The 16462-nt window shown below is 67.4% G+C and carries 12 protein-coding genes and 1 pseudogene; 6 read left to right on the plus strand and 7 right to left on the minus strand.

Annotation, left to right across the window (positions count from 1 at the left end):
* Window positions 1–82: 82 nt before the first annotated feature.
* The 6 genes and pseudogenes from pcaQ to PSm6_RS26425 form a co-directional block, all read right to left on the minus strand.
* Entirely contained in the window at window positions 83–1012 is a 930-nt protein-coding gene (pcaQ, locus tag PSm6_RS26400; RefSeq protein ID WP_043245077.1) for a pca operon transcription factor PcaQ, read from the minus strand.
* Between the two features lie 244 nt (window positions 1013–1256).
* Window positions 1257–2747 (minus strand): aldehyde dehydrogenase family protein, encoded by a 1491-nt coding sequence (locus PSm6_RS26405; protein WP_043245075.1) that lies wholly within the window; start codon window positions 2745–2747, stop codon window positions 1257–1259.
* Window positions 2748–2781: 34 nt separating this feature from the next.
* Window positions 2782–3183 (minus strand): c-type cytochrome, encoded by a 402-nt coding sequence (locus PSm6_RS26410; protein WP_021221004.1) that lies wholly within the window; start codon window positions 3181–3183, stop codon window positions 2782–2784.
* A 250-nt stretch (window positions 3184–3433) separates the two neighbouring features.
* A pseudogene (locus tag PSm6_RS26415) lies at window positions 3434–5499 on the minus strand (LTA synthase family protein).
* A gap of 129 nt (window positions 5500–5628) precedes the next feature.
* The gene (locus tag PSm6_RS26420; protein WP_265168722.1) at window positions 5629–6204 is read right to left on the minus strand and encodes a class I SAM-dependent methyltransferase; all 576 of its coding nucleotides are present in this window, start codon (window positions 6202–6204) and stop codon (window positions 5629–5631) included.
* Window positions 6204–7820 (minus strand): phosphoethanolamine transferase, encoded by a 1617-nt coding sequence (locus tag PSm6_RS26425; RefSeq protein ID WP_265168723.1) that lies wholly within the window; start codon window positions 7818–7820, stop codon window positions 6204–6206. The genes PSm6_RS26420 and PSm6_RS26425 overlap by 1 nt, the downstream gene beginning before the upstream one ends.
* Before the next feature lie 224 nt (window positions 7821–8044).
* On the opposite strand from PSm6_RS26425, the gene PSm6_RS26430 reads away from it, so the two are divergent.
* The 5 genes from PSm6_RS26430 (at window position 8045) to PSm6_RS26450 (ending at window position 13988) form a co-directional block, all read left to right on the plus strand.
* The gene (locus PSm6_RS26430; protein ID WP_265168725.1) at window positions 8045–8551 is read left to right on the plus strand and encodes a sigma-70 family RNA polymerase sigma factor; all 507 of its coding nucleotides are present in this window, start codon (window positions 8045–8047) and stop codon (window positions 8549–8551) included.
* Complete coding sequence (locus PSm6_RS26435; RefSeq protein WP_371876976.1) at window positions 8551–9516, plus strand: FecR domain-containing protein; 966 nt, start codon at window positions 8551–8553, stop codon at window positions 9514–9516. Before PSm6_RS26430 ends, PSm6_RS26435 begins: the two co-directional genes overlap by 1 nt.
* Before the next feature lie 202 nt (window positions 9517–9718).
* The gene (locus PSm6_RS26440) at window positions 9719–12178 is read left to right on the plus strand and encodes a TonB-dependent receptor (RefSeq protein WP_265168726.1); all 2460 of its coding nucleotides are present in this window, start codon (window positions 9719–9721) and stop codon (window positions 12176–12178) included.
* Between the two features lie 80 nt (window positions 12179–12258).
* A complete protein-coding gene (locus PSm6_RS26445) occupies window positions 12259–12492 on the plus strand; it encodes an integrase (protein ID WP_043245068.1) in 234 nt (77 codons plus the stop codon).
* 359 nt (window positions 12493–12851) lie between these two features.
* Window positions 12852–13988, plus strand: a complete 1137-nt coding sequence (locus PSm6_RS26450; RefSeq protein ID WP_265168727.1) for an IS481 family transposase — start codon at window positions 12852–12854, stop codon at window positions 13986–13988.
* Between the two features lie 212 nt (window positions 13989–14200).
* On the opposite strand, the gene PSm6_RS26455 is transcribed toward PSm6_RS26450, so the two are convergent.
* Complete coding sequence (locus tag PSm6_RS26455; protein WP_265168728.1) at window positions 14201–14905, minus strand: lipoate--protein ligase family protein; 705 nt, start codon at window positions 14903–14905, stop codon at window positions 14201–14203.
* A 323-nt stretch (window positions 14906–15228) separates the two neighbouring features.
* On the opposite strand from PSm6_RS26455, the gene PSm6_RS26460 reads away from it, so the two are divergent.
* Window positions 15229–16431 carry an HPP family protein gene (locus PSm6_RS26460; RefSeq protein ID WP_265168730.1) on the plus strand — a complete coding sequence of 401 codons (1203 nt, stop codon included), beginning with the start codon at window positions 15229–15231 and terminating at the stop codon, window positions 16429–16431.
* The last annotated feature ends 31 nt before the right edge of the window (window positions 16432–16462 follow it).

Below are 16462 nucleotides of genomic sequence, written 5' to 3' on the forward strand. Positions count from 1 at the left end.
AGGGCAGCAGGCTGTGGCGGAGTGTCGCGCCTCGCTGGCGGCGGTAAAACTGAAATAACGCCGCCCATCCATAACCAATCAGTTAAGGATATTGCCCTTCGCGGTAGGACTGCCCCAGCTCCCGCAACACCTCCACGCACCAGTGCGCCGCCAGGGGCAGCGGCAGCGCGGCGTTGCTGCAGATACCCACCGAACCGCCCGGCTCCTGGATGCCCAGTTGCAGCTCCACCAGCTCGCCCCGGCGCAGGTCCAGCTGCACCGCGTCGGTGGGGGCGATCCAGATCGCCTCGCTGGTCTGCACGTAGCGCCGGCTCAAGGCCACGGACAGGGTTTCCAGGCGCTGGCGCGGCGGGTTGATGCCGCATTGCACGAAGAAGGCATCGGCGTACTTGCGGATGGTGGTCCCGGCCAGCGGCAGCACCAGCGGGTAATCCTGCAGCCGCTCCCGTGCCGGCGGCCCCGCCAGCAGCGGGTGGCCGGGGCGCACCACCAGGGTCATCGACTCGCTGTACAGGTGCTCGAACAGCAGGCCCTGGATCTGCGGGCTGTCGGTCATGCGCCCCACCACGAGGTCCAGCTCACCCACGTGCAACTGCGACAGCAGGTAGGCACTGGGGCCGGTCACCACGCTGGCCACCAGGGTCGGGTGGCGCGCGTGCAGGCGGCATACCACCTCGGGCACCAGCAGGCTCTCCACCGTGGACAGCACGCCGAGGCGCAGGGTGGCGGACTCGTGCTCGCCACTGCGCAGGCTGTCCACGCCATCGCGCAGCGCCTGCACGCAGGGGCCGGCGTAACGCATGAAGGCGACGCCCGCCTCGGTAAGGGTGACGCCGCTCTTGCTGCGCGCGAACAGGCTGGCGCCGAGCAGGTCCTCCAGCTCCTTGAGGGTCTTGGAAATGGCCGGCTGACTCACCGCCAGCTTGTCTGCCGCCCGCGCCAGGGTGCCCTGGCGCGCCACTTCGAGAAAGCACACCAGGTGGCGGAACTTGATGCGGGTATCGATATTCACAGCAGGCGCCCGGTCAGGGAAATGCCGGAAGCCTAGCCTTGATTCCGGGCCAGGCCAACAGATTTGGTTATGACCGGGGACCGAGTTCGCGTCGCGTAGGTCGGGTGAAACCCGACAACCCTGCACAAGGCATCTGCGGGTTTCACCCGCCCTACGAACGAGCCGTCGACACAGGCGAGGAATGACTCCACCCCATAAAAAAACAGGCCCGAAGGCCTGTGAATTAGGAGGGTGTCGCACTTGCTCAGTGGGCGATGCACACCGATTTCAGCTCGGTGTAGGCCTCGATGACGGTGCGGCCGAATTCACGGCCCATGCCCGATTGCTTGACGCCGCCGAACGGCATGTTGGGGTCCAGCAGCACGTGGGCGTTGACCCACACGGTGCCTGCTTCGATGCGCGGCACCAGGTTCATCGCCTTGGTCAGGTCGTTGGTCCAGAGGCTGGCGGCCAGGCCGTATTCGCTGTCGTTGGCCATGGCGATGGCGCTCTCCTCGTCGTCGAAGGGGATCACCGACAGCACCGGGCCGAACACTTCCTCGCGGGAGACGGTCATGGAGTGGTCGACATCGGCCAGCACCGTGGGGCGCACGTAGAAGCCTTCGCTGTCCACCGGCGTGCCACCGGTGACCACACGGGCCCCCTCGCTGCGGGCAAGCTCGATATGGCGCAGCACGCCCTGCTGCTGCTTGCGCGACACCAGCGGGTTGATGGCTGCCGTGCAGTCCATGCCGGCACCGATGCTCATGCCGGACACGGCAGCGGCCAGCTTCTCGACGAACTCGTCGTAGCGCGAGCGCTGCACATAGAAGCGCGACGCCGCGGCGCACACCTGGCCCTGGTTGAGCAGGCCGCCGAGCAGCGCACCGCCGATGGCTTTGTCGATGTCCGCGTCGGCGAGGATGATCATCGGGTTCTTGCCGCCCAGCTCCAGGGCGAAGCGGGTCATGTTGCGCACCGCCACCGCGCCGACGCTCTTGCCCACGGCGGTAGAGCCGGTGAAGGACACCTTGTTGATCAGCGGGTGCGAGGCCAGGGCATTGCCCACGGTGGCGCCGCCCCCGGTCACCAGGTTGAACACGCCCGGCGGGATGCCCGCCTCCAGCGCCAGTTCGGCCAGGCGCAGCGCGGTCAGCGGCGTCTCGGTGGCCGGCTTGATCACCACCGTGCAGCCGCAGGCCAGCGCCGGCATCAGTTTCCAGGTGGTGATCATCAGCGGGAAGTTCCAGGGCACGATGCCGGCCACCACGCCCACCGGCTCGCGACGGGCGAAGGCGGTGAAGCGCGCGCCCTCGGGCAGCGGGATGGACACGTCCAGGGTCTGGCCCTCGATCTTGGTCGCCCAGCCGGCCATGTAGCGCATGAACTCCACCGTGGCGCTGACATCGAGCATCCGCGCCATGTTGATCGACTTGCCCTGGCTCAGGGTTTCCAGTTGCGCCAGTTCCTCGCCGTGTTCTTCCACCAGCGCGGTGAAGCGCAGCAGGATGCGCTCACGGTCGGCCGGGCGCAGGCCCGACCAGACGCCGGCCTTGAAGGCGCGGTGGGCCGATTGCACGGCACGGTCCAGCAGCGCGTCGTCGGCTTCCGCCACATCGGCGATCACCTCGCCGGTGGCCGGATTCAGCACCGGGGTGGAAGCGCCTTCGGGCACCACCCACTGGCCGTCGATGAAGCAGCCGTGGCGGCGTTGCAGGAAGGCCGCGACCTGCGGCAGTACGTCAACCTTGCTCATGTTCTTTCCTCGTTCATGGGAGTTCCGGAGCGCCTCAGTGCGGCTGGGCGAGGAAGCAGGCGATGGCCTGGCGATCCGTCGCGTCGGCCAGGCCGGCATAGGGCATGTAGGTGCCGGGCACCTGGGCCTGCGGCTGGGCGATGAAGGCTTGCAGGCTGTCCTGCTGCCAGGGCTGGGCGCGGGCCTTCATCGCCTGGGAATAGGCGAAGCCGGGCTGGCTGCCGGCGGCGCGGCCGATCACCCCGGCCAGGTTCGGCCCCATGCCCGGCGCGGCACCCTTGCTGGCGGCGTGGCACACCGAACATTCGGCGGCGAAGGCATTGGCGCCCCGCTCCACCCCGGCCTGGCCGCAATCGGCGAGAACCGGCAGGGCCGGCAGCAGGAACAGCAGAGAGGCGGCAGCGAGGAACGGGCGGATCTTGTTGTTAGGCGGCATGCAACGAACCTTGATGACCTGGGCCACCCGGCGGACACCGGGGCGCCCTGCGGGAAATGCCGCCCTCGAGGCCCTCCCGCAAAGGGAGCGGCCACTGGGGTGGCGGTCAGTCGATTCTTACCGCTCGGGAGAGCCCGGGGTTTTTCCTGCATGCCAGACGTATTGGCAGTTCTGCCAGCGCCCGCTCCGCAAGGAACAGGGCGCCGTGAAGGGAGGGGATGCACCCCGGAGCGGCTCCGGGGCGGCGGGGTCACTTGGCGTCGACGACGCCCGTGGTATTGCCCAGCAGGCTCTTGGTGGCCACCTGGAGGAAGGCTTCGAGGCGACGGCTCATGGCTTGTACCGCCTCCGGGTCCTCGACGCGGGTCGCGCCCTGCTCGCTGTTGAGGTGGTAGTCGTAGAGCAGCGGGTCGCCACCACGCGGCTGCACCAGGATGCGCCCGTCGGCCACCATGGCCACGGTCTGGTCGCTGCCCGAGGGCTTGATCACGCCGAAGCCCTTGTCTTCCGGCGCCAGGCTCAGCAGGTCGCGGCCCCAGCACTGGTGGCGGGTCTCGCCACCGAGGCGGCCCATGATGGTGGGCACCACGTCCACCTGGGTGCCGACCACGTCGGTACGCGCGCCGAACTTCTCCTGGAGGCCGGGGGCGATCAGCAGCAGCGGCACGTTGAAGCGGTACAGGTCGATGTCGGTGAGCTGCTCGGGGGTGCCGAAGCCGTGGTCGCCGACTATCACGAACAGGGTGTCCTTGTAGTACGGCGATTGCTTGGCCTTCTCGAAGAACTGCCCCAGCGCCCAGTCGGAATAGCGCATGGCGGTGAGGTGCTGATCCAGCGAGCCGAAGCCGGTCACCGGCTCCACCGGCAGCTGCTCGGGCAGCGCGTAGGGGGTGTGGTTGGAGAGGGTCTGCAACAGCGCATAGAAGGGCTTGCTGCCGTAGTTGTCCTTCAGCTCCTGGGCGGCGCGGTCGAACATGTCCTGGTCGGAAACGCCCCAGGTCGGGTCGGACACCACCGGGTTCACGAAGTCATTGCGGCCAACGAAGTTGCGCATGCCCTGGTTGCCGAAGAAGCCCAGCTGGTTGTCCCAGCCGAAATCACCGTTGTAGACGTACAGGTCGTCGTACTGGCGGGCGCTGAGCAGCTGCGGCAGGCCGGAGAACTTGTGGGTGCCCTCCTGCTGCTCCATCAGGTACTCGAAGCCCGGCAGGTTGGGGAAGCAGGCCATGGTGGCGAACATGCCCTGGTGGGTGTGGGTGCCATTGGAGAAGAAGCGGGTGAACAGCAGCCCCTCCTTGCTCAGGCGGTCGAAGTTGGGGGTGATGTCGCCCTTGCCGCCGAGGGCGCCGACGTAGTGTCCGGCCAGGCTCTCCATAAGGATGACCACCACGTTGCGCACCGGCAGGCTGCCATCGGCATTGGGCGTGAGCAGGCGGCGCACGGCGGCACTGCCCTCGTCCACCAGTTGGTCCTGCGGGGTCAGCAGCATGTCGCGGACCACATCCTGGGCCTCGCCTTCCGGCAGGCTGGCCTTCCACTGGTTGTCACGGGTTTCGGAGAAGCGCGCCTGGGCGGCGTTCATCAGCATCAGCGTGCCGTTGAGGCCGAGCTGGTTGGCGAAGGCCGAGTCGGTGGTGTTGGCGTCACCCCAGCGCAGCGGCGGGCCCTGGCGCAGGGTGCCACGGGCGGCGACCACGGCGAGTACCAGCACCAGGCCGAAGACCCCGGCGCGCAGGTACCAGGGGGCGATGGCGGCGCGGCCGCTGCCCTCGCCCGCCAGCACCTCGCCACGGGGGCGATGCACCCGGCTCAGCCACTGGAACAGCTTGAACAGCAGCCAGGTGGCGATGGCCCAGGCCAGCAGGTAGCGCACCACCGGGAAGCCGTACCAGAGCATGCTCAGTACCGTTTTCGGGTCCTGGCTCATGTACTGGAACACCAGGCTGTTCAGGCGCTGGTGGAATTCACGGTAGAAATCCAGCTCCAGCAGGCCGAAGAACAGGGTGACGCTGGCGAAGCCGGTCAGCCACACCAGGTGCAGGCGGCGCGCGGCCATGGCACCGGCGAAGGGAATGGACAGCAGCAACGGCGCCAGGGCGTAGATGGTCAGGCGCAGGTCGAAGCGGAAGCCGTTGAAGAAGGCCTCGACGAAGGTGGCGGCCGGGGTGGCGCCGATCAACTCGCGGTTGTAGACCAGCAAGGCCCCCGCAGCAGGGTGTACATCACCAGGAACACCAGGCCACACGACAGGGTGAAGGCCAGGTGGCTGCCCAGGGTCGGGCGGTAGGCGCCCAGCGGGTTGCGGGTTCTACTCATGTATCGGAGTCCATCCAATTGGAAAGGAAATGCGAACTGCCGGGCAGCCGAAACGGGATGCCGGAGAGGCGCGATGATAGTGCTTAGGTGACGCAAAGGGGAAAGGTTCAGCTGTAACCGGTTTTTCCATCACCCGTCCTTGCGCAGGACGTAGGTGCGCACCATCGCCCAGCCGGGCAGGAAGTCCTGGTGCGAGAGGATCTGCAGGCCCAGTTGGCGGAACTCGTCCTCCAGCACGTCACGGCGCAACGGCGGCACGCTGGCACCCTCGCCCCGGTGGCGCCGCCAGTGCCAGGCCTCCAGGTTGCCGTCCACCGGCAGCGAGAGGATCAGCGTGTCGCGGGTCACCCGGCGCAGCTCGCGCAGGGCCGTCAGGCGTTGCTCGGGACTCAGGCGGCTCAGCGACTGCAGGCAGAGGATGCTGTCCACCGCGTTTTCCGGCAGCTGGATGGCCAGCACCGAGGTCTGGAAGCCGCGCACGCGCTCCACCAGGGCGCCGCTGCGGGCGGCCAGGGCGCGCTCGAGCACGTCCCGCGAGGGGTCGGCGGCGAGGATGAAGCGGTTCGGGTGCTCAGCCAGCAGCGCCCAGGAGCGCCCCAGCCCGCACGGCAGGTCGAGCACCAGGTTGGGCTCGCCGGCGGCCTTGAGGGCACGCCGGGCGATCTGCCGCTGGCGCCAGCGCCCAAACCAGGGGGACAGGGTCATCAGGACGCCGACCTCCGGCAGGGTGCGAAGAGGTCCAGGTCGCGCTGGTATTCGCCGGTCTCGATCTGCAGCAGCCCGAGCACGGAATGGAACAGGTTGTCCTGGCTCACCGGCTTGTCGCGCTGGCTGCCGAGGCAGGCGTTGTCCAGGCCGAAGTCCTTCTGGTAGCCCTCGGAGAACCAGGTCAGCAGGCCCACGTGCTTCTGCTCGTCCGGTGCCATCGCGTAGGGCGTGCCGTGCAGGTAGAGGTTGTATTCGCCGAGGGATTCGCCGTGATCGGAGAGGTAGATCATCGCCGTGTCGACACGGTCCTGGTTCTTGCGCAGCAGGTCGATCAGACTCGACAGCAGGTAGTCGGTGTAGACCAGGGTGTTGTCGTAGGCATTGATGATGCTCTCCCGCGAGCAGTCGCTCAGCGTCGCGCTGCGGCACACCGGGGTGAAGCGCTCGAAGGCCGCCGGGTAGCGCTTGTAGTAGGCCGGGCCGTGGCTGCCCATCTGGTGCAGCACCAGCACGCTGTCGTCCTTGAGGGTGTCGATGTAACTCTGGAGCCCGTCGAGGAGGATGGCGTCGTGGCATTCACCGCCGGCGCACAGGCTGGGGTCCTTGGCGTTGCCCATGTCCTCGAAGGCCACGCGGTCGCAGGTGCCCTTGCAGCCGGACTGGTTGTCGCGCCAGCGCACCGCCAGGCCGGCGTGCTTGAGCACGTCCAGCAGCCCTTCCTGGGATTTGGCGCGAGCGTAGCTGTAGTCGCTGCGGGGCATGTTGGAGAACATGCAGGGCACCGACACGGCGGTTTCGGTGCCGCAGGAGCGCATCTGGGTGAAGGCGGTCAGGCCCTGCTGCTTCGCCAGCAGCGGCGTGGTGTCGCGGCCGTAGCCCAGCAGCCCGAGGTTGGCGGCACGGGCGCTCTCGCCCACCACCAGCACCGTCAGGGACTTGCGCGCATGGCCCTGCCAGGCGGGCGCACGGCGGGCATCGGTGCCGATGGCACGCAGGGGCTCGTCCGCCGTGGCGAAGTGGGTGCGCAAGTAGCTGAACGACGCCCCTAGGTAGTTGCTCGGCACCACCATCAGGCGCAGCTCGTGGTGATTGCGGAACAGCGAGGCCAGTGCCTGGTAGTTGCTCAACGCGATGGCGCCCAGGGCCACCAGGCAGGCCGCGGTCACCAGCAGCTTGCTCAGCAGCTCGCGCAGCAGCGGGCGATGGCCGATCTGCAGGTGCCACAGCAAGCCGGCCGGTAGCACACCGAACAGCAGCAGGAAACCGGCGAACTTCAGGGTCAGCAGGTCGCGCACCTCGCTGACGTTGGTCTCGGCGACGTTGCGCAGCATCTCGATGTCCACCACCACGCCGTACTGGGTCATGAAATACAACACCCCGGCGCTGCCCAGCAGCACCAGCGTCAGCAGCGGCTTGAACACCCAGCGGAAGGAAAACAGCGTCAGCACCAGGTTGAAGATCAGCACCACCAGCACGCCGAAGACCACGCGCAGCCAGGGGTCGGGCACGATCTGCGCGACATGGCGCCACAGCGGCAGGTTGTAGAAAAGCAGCAGCGCGACGCTGACCAGCAGGGTCAGGGCTTCGGGGCGCAACCGGAGGTTCTTCAGCATGGACGGGGCTCGACCGGCCCTGCAGGGGTTGCAGGAGACGGCTCGCAGCCTAGGTAGGGGGCAGTCAAGAATTCGTGAAAAAAACCTCGTGGAAACGTCGCCGCCAGCGCCCAGGGGCCGCGACGGCCAGCAGCGGCGATTGCCAGCTTTCAGGGCGCGAATATAGAATGAGATCAATTCTTATCTACATCCAGGGCGGGCCGCCCTGACGGACGCAGTAGCCCATGTCGGCAGCCGATCAGCCCCTCAACCGCCAGATCCACACCCTCTACAACGACCACCACGGCTGGCTCCACGCTTGGCTCAGCCGGCGCCTGGGCAACGCCTGGGATGCGGCGGATCTGGCCCACGACACCTTCCTGCGCCTGCTGGGCCGCCAGGTCGGGCGTGATTTCGGCAGCGAACCCCGGGCCCTGCTCACCCATATCGCCAAGGGCCTGGTGATCGACCGCTGGCGGCGCCAGGACATCGAACAGGCCTACCTGGAAAGCATCGCCCACCTGCCCGAGCCCGAAGCGCCCTCCCCCGAAACCCGGCTGCTGATCCTGGAAACCCTGTGCCGCATCGAGGCGCTGCTCGCCGACATGCCCGAGAAGACCCGCCAGGCTTTCCTCCTGTCCCAGCTCGAAGGCCTGGGCTACGCCGAGATCGCCACGCGCCTGGGCGTGTCCCTGACCAGCGTCAAGCGCTACATGCGCGACGCCTTCCTCGCCTGCCTGAGCGCAGCCTGATGAACCGCATCGACCCGCAGATCCTCGGCGAGGCCGCCGACTGGCTGGTGCACCTGCACTCTGGCAGTGCCACCGAGGACGACCAGCGCGCCATCCAACTGTGGCGCAACCGCAGCCCGCAACATGCCCAGGCCTGGGCCCGAGCCGAGAGCATCCTCGGTGACTTCCGCAACCTGCCCGGCAGCCTGGCGCTGCAGACCCTGGAAAGCGCCAAGCGCAAGGGCATCGGTCGCCGCCAGGCCATCGCCCGCCTGGGCATGCTGCTGCTCGCCGCGCCCGTCGCCTGGGCGGCCTGGCGCCAGCTGCCCTGGCAGGACTGGAGCGCCGACCTGCGCACCGCAACCGGTGAACAGAAGGACCTGCACCTGCCCGATGGCACCCGCCTGCAACTCAATACCGCCAGTGCCTTGGACGTCGCCTTCGACGCCACCCGCCGGCGTCTGCGCCTGTTCAGCGGCGAGGTGCTGATCACCACCGCCAAGGACCCGTCCCCCACGCCGCGGCCGTTCCTGGTGGAAACTCCCCAGGGCATCGCCCAGGCGCTGGGCACCCGCTTCAGCCTGCGCCTCGACGGCGAGCGTTGCCGGGTCGCGGTGATGGAAGGCGCCGTACGCATCAGCAACAGCGGGCACAGCGACTCGCAGGTGATCGAGGCGGGCCGACAAGCCGCCTTCGACCGCGAGCACGTGCTGCCAAGCACCGCCCTGGACCCGGCCGCCACCGCCTGGGAAACCGGCATGCTGCTGGCCCAGGACATGCGCCTGGCCGATCTGGTGGATGAACTCGGCCGCTACCGCCCCGGCGTGCTGCGCTGTCACCCGCGCATTGCCGATATCCGCGTCTCCGGCGCCTTCCCGCTGCGCGACACCGACGCCAGCCTGCGCCTGCTGCAAGACACCCTGCCCATCGCCCTCAGCAGCCTGACCCGCTATTGGGTGACGCTGGAGCCGGCGGCATCCGCCTGACCCCACCAGACAGGCGCCAACCCCCACGGACGCAACGCCCTGCGACAGGACCGCAGGCCGCTTCACCTCACGGATCGAAACCCCAGGGAAACGGGGCCCCACGGCCTCGCGGAATTATTTTCGCGGTGCCCTGACACCTTTTTCGATTTCGTCCGGTGTGGTGGATGAACCCCTTTCATCCAAGCGTCGACAGGAAAGCAGCATGACTTCGTGGTCGCCCCAGCAGCTTCGCTCCGCCACCCAACCGGCTCCAGCCCGTATTCCGTTGCACGCCCTGAGCCTGGCCATCGGCCTCGCCCTGTGCGCCGCACCGTTCGCCCAGCCGGCCCAGGCCGAGGACGCCACGCAACAGGCCGCCGCGCGCCAGTACGCCATCGCCCCCGGGCCGCTGGGCCATGTGCTGGCCCGCTTCGCCGCTCAAGCCGGCGTGCCGCTGTCCTTCCAGCAAGGCCTGCTCGATGACCAGCAAAGCCCCGGTCTGCAAGGCAGCTACAGCGTGCAGGACGGCTTCGCCACCCTGCTGGCCGGCAGTGGCTACCAGTTGGCCAGCAGCGGCAACGGCTACACCCTGGTGCCGGCCGCCACCGGTGCGGGCCTGGAGCTGGGCGCCACCACCATCAACGACAGCGCGCTGCGGGGTGACGGCCTGCCGGAAAGCTACGCCGGCGGCCAGGTGGCGCGCGGCGCGCGTATCGGCATGCTGGGCAACCAGGACATGCAGGACGTGCCGTTCAGCTTCTCCAGCTACACCCGCGAGCTGATCGAGAACCGCCAGGCGCAGAACATCGGCGACGTGCTGCGCAGCGACCCGGCGGTGCGCCAGTCCTACGGCTTCGGCAACTTCTCCCAGGTGTTCGTGATCCGCGGCTTCGCCCTGTTCAGCGACGACATCTCCTTCAACGGCCTGTACGGCGTGCTGCCCCGGCAGATCATCGCCACCGAGTCGGTGGAGCGCGTCGAGGTGTTCAAAGGCCCCAGCGCCTTCCTCAACGGCGTGTCCCCGGGCGGCAGCGGCATCGGCGGCAATATCAACGTGGTGCCCAAGCGCGCCGAGGACACGCCCACCCGCCGCCTGACCCTGGATTACGGCAGCGACGACCGCGTCGGCGGCCACTTCGACTTCGGCCAGCGCTTCGGCGAGGACAACCGCTTCGGCGTGCGGGTCAACATGGCCAAGCGTGACGGCGAGACGGCGGTGGACGACGAGCATCAGCACTTCAGCCTGTTCAGCGTCGGCCTCGACTACCGAGGCGACCGCCTGCGCCTGTCCGGCGACTTCGGCTACCAGAAGCAGCGCATCAACGACGGCCGCTCGGTGGTCTACCTGGTCCCCGGCGCCAGCCTGCCAAAGACTCCCAAAGTACCGGATGCCAACCACAGCTACTCCCAGCCCTGGGCCTGGTCGCAGCTGGAAGACACCTACGGCATGCTCAACGCCGAGTACGACCTCAACGACAGCTGGAGCAGCTACCTGGCGGTCGGCAGCAAGTACACCCGCGAGAACGGCGTGTATTCCTCCCTTTATGTCAGCGCACCGGATGGCACCGGGCGTGTCGGTCGCCTGTACGCACCGCGTGATGAGGAAAGCAACAGCGTCAGCAGCGGCCTGCGCGGCCATTTCGACACCGGCGCGGTGAGCCACCAGGTGAACCTCGGGCTGTCCGGCAACTGGCGGGAATACCGCAGCGCCAACCAGTCCACCAGCGCCGGGAATCGCCTGCCAGGGAATCTCTACGACCCCTTCCCCAGCCCGGAGCCGACGCCGACTCGTAACGGCGACCTTCATCACCCCGGCAAAACGGGCTCCAGCAAGGCGCGCAGCGTGGCGGTCTCCGACACCCTGGGCTTCTTCGATGACCGCACCCTGCTGACCCTGGGCATCCGCCGCCAGTCGATCGCTACTGATGGCTGGTCCACCGCAGGTGTGCGCACGTCCGACTACGACGACTCGATCACCACCCCGGTCGTGGGCCTGGTGTTCAAGGCCACCGATTCCATTTCCCTCTACGCCAACCGTATCGAAGGCCTGGCCCCGGGACCGATCGCCCCGAGCACCGCGAGCAACTCCGGGCAGATGTTCGCGCCCTATCGCACCAAGCAGATCGAAGCCGGCATCAAGTTCGACCAGGGAACCTTCGGCGCACAGCTCGGCGTCTACCGCATCGAGCAGCCCCAAGGCCTGACCAGCGGCGGCGTCTACAGCGTGGATGCTCAGCAACGTAACCGTGGCATCGAATTCAGCGTCTTCGGCGAGCCGCTCACGGGCCTGCGCCTGCTGGCTGGCGGCACGCTGATGGACACCGAACTATCGGGAACCGCCGGGGGCGCCAACGACGGTAACCGCGCCGTCGGCGTGCCGGAGTTCCAGTACAACCTCAGCGCCGATTGGGATGTGCCCGGTGTGAATGGGCTGGCAGTCAACGCCCTGCTGCAACGCACCGGCGGCCAGTACTACGACTCGGGCAACACCCTGAGCATCCCCGCCTGGACCCGTGTGGACCTGGGTGCGCGCTACGCCTTCAAGCTGGACGAACGCGACATCACCCTGCGCGCCGGGCTGGAGAACGTGGCCAACGAGGACTACTGGGAATCCGCCTACGGCGGCTACCTGACCCAGGGCGCGCCGCGCACCCTCAAGGTCTCGGCCACCCTCGACTTCTAGGTCGACACGACCGGCGGCTGAACCGGGCCACGCGCTCCTTGTCAGAAGGTCAGCACGATCACTGACAAGGAGTTCCCGACGTGGCCCTCATCGACTGCCCCGAATGCAACCGCGCCATCTCCGACCAGGCCCCCAACTGCCCGCAATGCGGCTACCCGATGAAGGGCGGCGCCAACCCGCGCCTGCTCTCGGAGAAGAACATCGGCCAGGTGGCCGGCGTCGCAGGCGTTTGGCTCGCCGCGCCCTGGCTGGCCCGTACCCTGGTCGCCGTGACGCTCATCATCGCCGGCACTCTTGCCTACATCTATCGCTGAACCGGAAAGCGGCACGCCCCCTTGTAGGGTGTGCCGCGCACACCGAGAACGTGATGCGCACTCAACAGCCAACCTAAGCCACGAAGGTGAGGCAACACGTAGCCCGGACTTCAGTCCGGGAATACCGAGCCTTGTGCGGTTTCATAGGCCAGCTTCGGGTGGGTCGGGCAGCGCTCCGCTTCAGCCCACCCTTCTTGTCTGGGATCGCTGCTCCCGCTTTCTTCGCTCGGTTGCGGATGCGCGTGCGCGTGGCCTTTCAGGTGCGCGCAGTGTTCAGCCGGGGGACATAGGTGACAGGTGTCGGGAGACATAGGTAACGCATTTAGGCTTACGGAATCCTTCGAAGAGGAGTTCGAGCGATGCCGTGGCAGGAGTGCACCACCATGTCGATACGACGTGAATTCGTACTGTTGGCCCAACACCCGCAGAGCAACATCCGGGAGCTCTGTCGACGCTACGGCATCAGCCCCAAGACGGCTTACAAATGGCTGGAGCGATATCAAGAACTGGGTGATTCCGCTCTGCAGGACCAATCCCGTCGTCCGCTGACGAGTCCTGGACGCAGCAGCGCCGAGCTGGAGCGAGAGGTGGTGCGCCTGCACCACCAATTCCCTTATTGGGGTGCTCGCAAGCTGCTTCACCTGCTGCCAAAAGCTATGGATCGCCCTCATCACAGCACCCTCGATGCGATTCTCCGGCGCCATGGCTGCCAGGTGCGCTATCACGCCGAAGACGCACAGGCACCGGCCACCCAACGCTTCGAGCACAAGCAACCCAACGAGCTCTGGCAGATCGACTTCAAGGGCAACTTCCATCTTTCGGACCGCAACTCACCACGTTGTCACCCGCTGACGGTGCTCGATGACCATTCACGCTTTGCGCTCTGCCTGGAGGGCTGTGAAGGGGAGCGCCTGGAACTGGTTCGCCCCAAGCTGGCCGCGGTTTTCCGTCGCTATGGGCTGCCATGCCGGATAACGGCCGACAACGGCCCGCCCTGGGGCTCAAACATCGAGGGCGGCCTATCTGCGATGGAGGTCTGGCTGATGCGCCTAGGCATCGACGTCAGTCATAGCCGCCCTTACCACCCACAGACCCAAGGCAAGCTTGAGCGTTTCCATCAAACCCTCAAGCGTGAGCTGCTGCATCGCAGCTTCAGTGACATGGAGCACTGCCAGCGCGTGATGGACCAATGGCGAGACCAGTACAACCAACAACGACCTCACGAGGCACTGGGCCAGTTACCACCGATATCGCGCTATCAGCCAAGCCTAAGGGCGTACCCGGAGCAATTGCCGGAAGTCGAGTACGAGCCGGAGGACAAGGTGCTCAAGGTAGGGGGAACCGGACAGGTGCAATTCAAAGGGAAAAGCCGGTTCGTCGGTGGTGGGTTATTGGGCGAGCGAATCGCAATACGCCCCACCGGTGTGGATGGTGTCTACGATGTGATTTTCATCCATAAGACAATCCGCCAGTTCGACCTGAGAGAGAAGAAGTAACGACCAGCAACCCGTTACCCATGTCCCCCGACAAGCGTTACCCATGTATCCCGGCTAAACACGCAGCACACCCTACGCGGGGCTGCGCCTGGGCTACGACTGGATGCGCGCCGCGGATGACGCTTTCCGTAGGATGGCGTAGAGCGAAGCGAAACCCATGCGGTGGGTGCACAAGGACGTCCATCAATGTCATTCGCCCACTCGCCCCCGGGCTACAGGTCGTTGTCGATTCCGGCGGCTTCGAGCATCCGCTGGTAATACCCGGCGAGTTGCCTGCTGGCATCCCAGGCATCGGCACGGCATTCCTCCAGGGCGATATGGCTGCCGGCGCGGCAGCGGGTGTCCAGGCCGCACTCGCGATAGAAGGTGTTGACCACCTCCACCATGGCCTCGCGCTGGTTACCCATGAGGATGGCGCCGTGGGCCAGCACCACGTGGCGGCCGTCGCGTTGCCGGCGGCGCCAGCGCTGGGCGGTGCCCACCAGCTTGCGGCCCTGCAGGTTGACGTTGAAGCGGCCATCGCAGAAGGCGCCCTCCACCTCGCCCAGCCCAGGTTCCAGGTCCAATCCGCTGAGCCAATCGCACAGGGGCTGACACAGCCGCCTATAGGCGGTCTCGATGCGCGTCAGTTCGTTTTCTTCCCGAGGCACCGCATAGGCCAGGGCGACGTTGAGCACCGCCGATGATTGCGGCACCGGCTCGCCCCCGGTGTCGCGCAGGGCGATGGGCCAGCCTTGCTCCAGGCAGGCCTGCCGGGCGCTCTCGTAGGCTGGCAGGCGGCTCATGCGCCGGGGCATCACCAGCGCCGCATGCAGGGGGCGCCACAACAATAGGCCGCTGTCGCGCTGCCCGTCGTAGACCTGGTCCAGCAGTTGCCGTTCCGCGTCCAGCCCCGCACCCACCGTGTGTCGCTGCATGCTTTCACCACCGCCTCGAATACCTGGAGGGTGCCGATGCTACGCCGGCCCCCGATCCTTGCCCAGACGGCGGCCGGCGCCCTTGATGCAAATAAATTGCTGCAAACGAGCAATATTATTCATTGGCGGCATAGCTGATACCGCCCGTAGGATGCCCACCATCTCGCCGCCCGGCCACGCCGGCAGCGGCAACGATCGCCCCCCTTGCTCCTGTTCCATGTCCAAGGATGGCACCCCTCCCGCGCACGCAGTGGGACTCCTGCTGGGCCCTCAAGGGGCCCTTTTTTATCGCCCCGAACGACTGAAAAGCGAACGAGACCCCGATGCACGAGAACCCGGACGCCCTCTGGCAGCGCTGGCAGCGCTGGCAGCGCTGGCGCAAACGCCTGTCCCCCGCCCCACGCACCGCCCACCCCGGGGAATGGCTGCGTGCCGCACTGGGCGCCTGCCTGGGCCTGGCCCTGTGCTGCATCGCCTGCGGCCACGTGTTCGGCACCGAGATCGCCCTGCGCCTGGCCGGCCCGCTCGGCGCCAGCTCGCTGCTGGTGTTCGCCGTCGCCTCCAGCCCGCTGGCGCAACCCTGGTCGGTGGTGATGGGCAACCTGGTGGCGGCCCTGGTGGGCACGGCGGCGGGCCTGTGGATCGACCACTCCATACTGGCCGCCACACTGGGCCTGGCCCTGACCGTGCTGGCCATGTACGCCCTGCGCTGCCTGCACCCGCCAGGCACCGCGCTGGCCGTATCGGTGGCCCTGGGCGGCCCCGCGTTCGAGGCCCAGGGCTTTGCCGTCGCCTGGCCGGTGCTGCTCGGCTCCGCCCTGCTGGTGGCGGTCGCCCTGGCCTATAACCGCGTCACCCGCAGCGCCCTGAGCACCGCCCCGAGCCAGGCCCGCAGCGGCCAGCACCTGACCGCCGACCCGCTGCCCAGCGAGCGCGGCGTGTTCTCCGATGAAGACCTGGACCAGGCCCTGGAAGAGTTCGGCGAGTTCGTCGACATCACCCGCGACGACCTGGAACGCCTGCTGCGCCAGACCGAGCGCAACGCCCTGCGCCGCAGCGTGGGCCAGGTGACGGCGGAGCAGATCATGTCCCGCGACCTGCTCACCGCCACCCCGCAGACCACCCGCGAGCACGCCTGGAAGCTGTTCGAGAAGCACCACATCAAGGCCCTGCCCGTGCTCGACGAACAGAAGCAGTTGGTGGGCATCGTCACCCCCGGCGACCTGTTCCGCCACGCCCAGGAAGACACCCCCGGCTCGCTGTTCGGCCGCCTGCGCCACCGCCCGGCGCCACGCCTGGGCGAGCTGATGACCCGCTCGGTGCGCTGCGTGAAGCGCGATACCGATATCGGCGTGCTGGTCTCGATGCTCTCCGACCAGGGCCTGCACTGCCTGCCGGTGCTGGGGGATGACGACACGCTGGTGGGCCTGGTGACCCAGAGCGACCTGATCGGCGGGCTCTACCGCTATTGGCTCAAGGATCTGACCGCCCGTGCTCCGGCCCCAACGCTGAAAGTCGCCAGCTGACGCCCGGTAGCCTGGGCTTCAGCCCGGGAAG

Source organism: Pseudomonas solani, assembly GCF_026072635.1.
Taxonomy (GTDB): Bacteria; Pseudomonadota; Gammaproteobacteria; order Pseudomonadales; family Pseudomonadaceae; genus Metapseudomonas; species Metapseudomonas solani.

What these genes read in the sequence shown, in the direction of transcription:
- PSm6_RS26450 (WP_265168727.1), top strand. Translation starts at nt 12,852, where the DNA reads ATGCCGTGGCAGGAGTGCACCACCATGTCGATACGACGTGAATTCGTA.
- PSm6_RS26420 (WP_265168722.1), bottom strand. Translation starts at nt 6,204, where the DNA reads ATGACCCTGTCCCCCTGGTTTGGGCGCTGGCGCCAGCGGCAGATCGCC.
- PSm6_RS26410 (WP_021221004.1), bottom strand. Translation starts at nt 3,183, where the DNA reads ATGCCGCCTAACAACAAGATCCGCCCGTTCCTCGCTGCCGCCTCTCTG.
- PSm6_RS26455 (WP_265168728.1), bottom strand. Translation starts at nt 14,905, where the DNA reads ATGCAGCGACACACGGTGGGTGCGGGGCTGGACGCGGAACGGCAACTG.
- PSm6_RS26425 (WP_265168723.1), bottom strand. Translation starts at nt 7,820, where the DNA reads ATGCTGAAGAACCTCCGGTTGCGCCCCGAAGCCCTGACCCTGCTGGTC.
- PSm6_RS26435 (WP_371876976.1), top strand. Translation starts at nt 8,551, where the DNA reads ATGAACCGCATCGACCCGCAGATCCTCGGCGAGGCCGCCGACTGGCTG.
- PSm6_RS26430 (WP_265168725.1), top strand. Translation starts at nt 8,045, where the DNA reads ATGTCGGCAGCCGATCAGCCCCTCAACCGCCAGATCCACACCCTCTAC.
- PSm6_RS26405 (WP_043245075.1), bottom strand. Translation starts at nt 2,747, where the DNA reads ATGAGCAAGGTTGACGTACTGCCGCAGGTCGCGGCCTTCCTGCAACGC.
- PSm6_RS26460 (WP_265168730.1), top strand. Translation starts at nt 15,229, where the DNA reads ATGCACGAGAACCCGGACGCCCTCTGGCAGCGCTGGCAGCGCTGGCAG.
- PSm6_RS26440 (WP_265168726.1), top strand. Translation starts at nt 9,719, where the DNA reads ATGACTTCGTGGTCGCCCCAGCAGCTTCGCTCCGCCACCCAACCGGCT.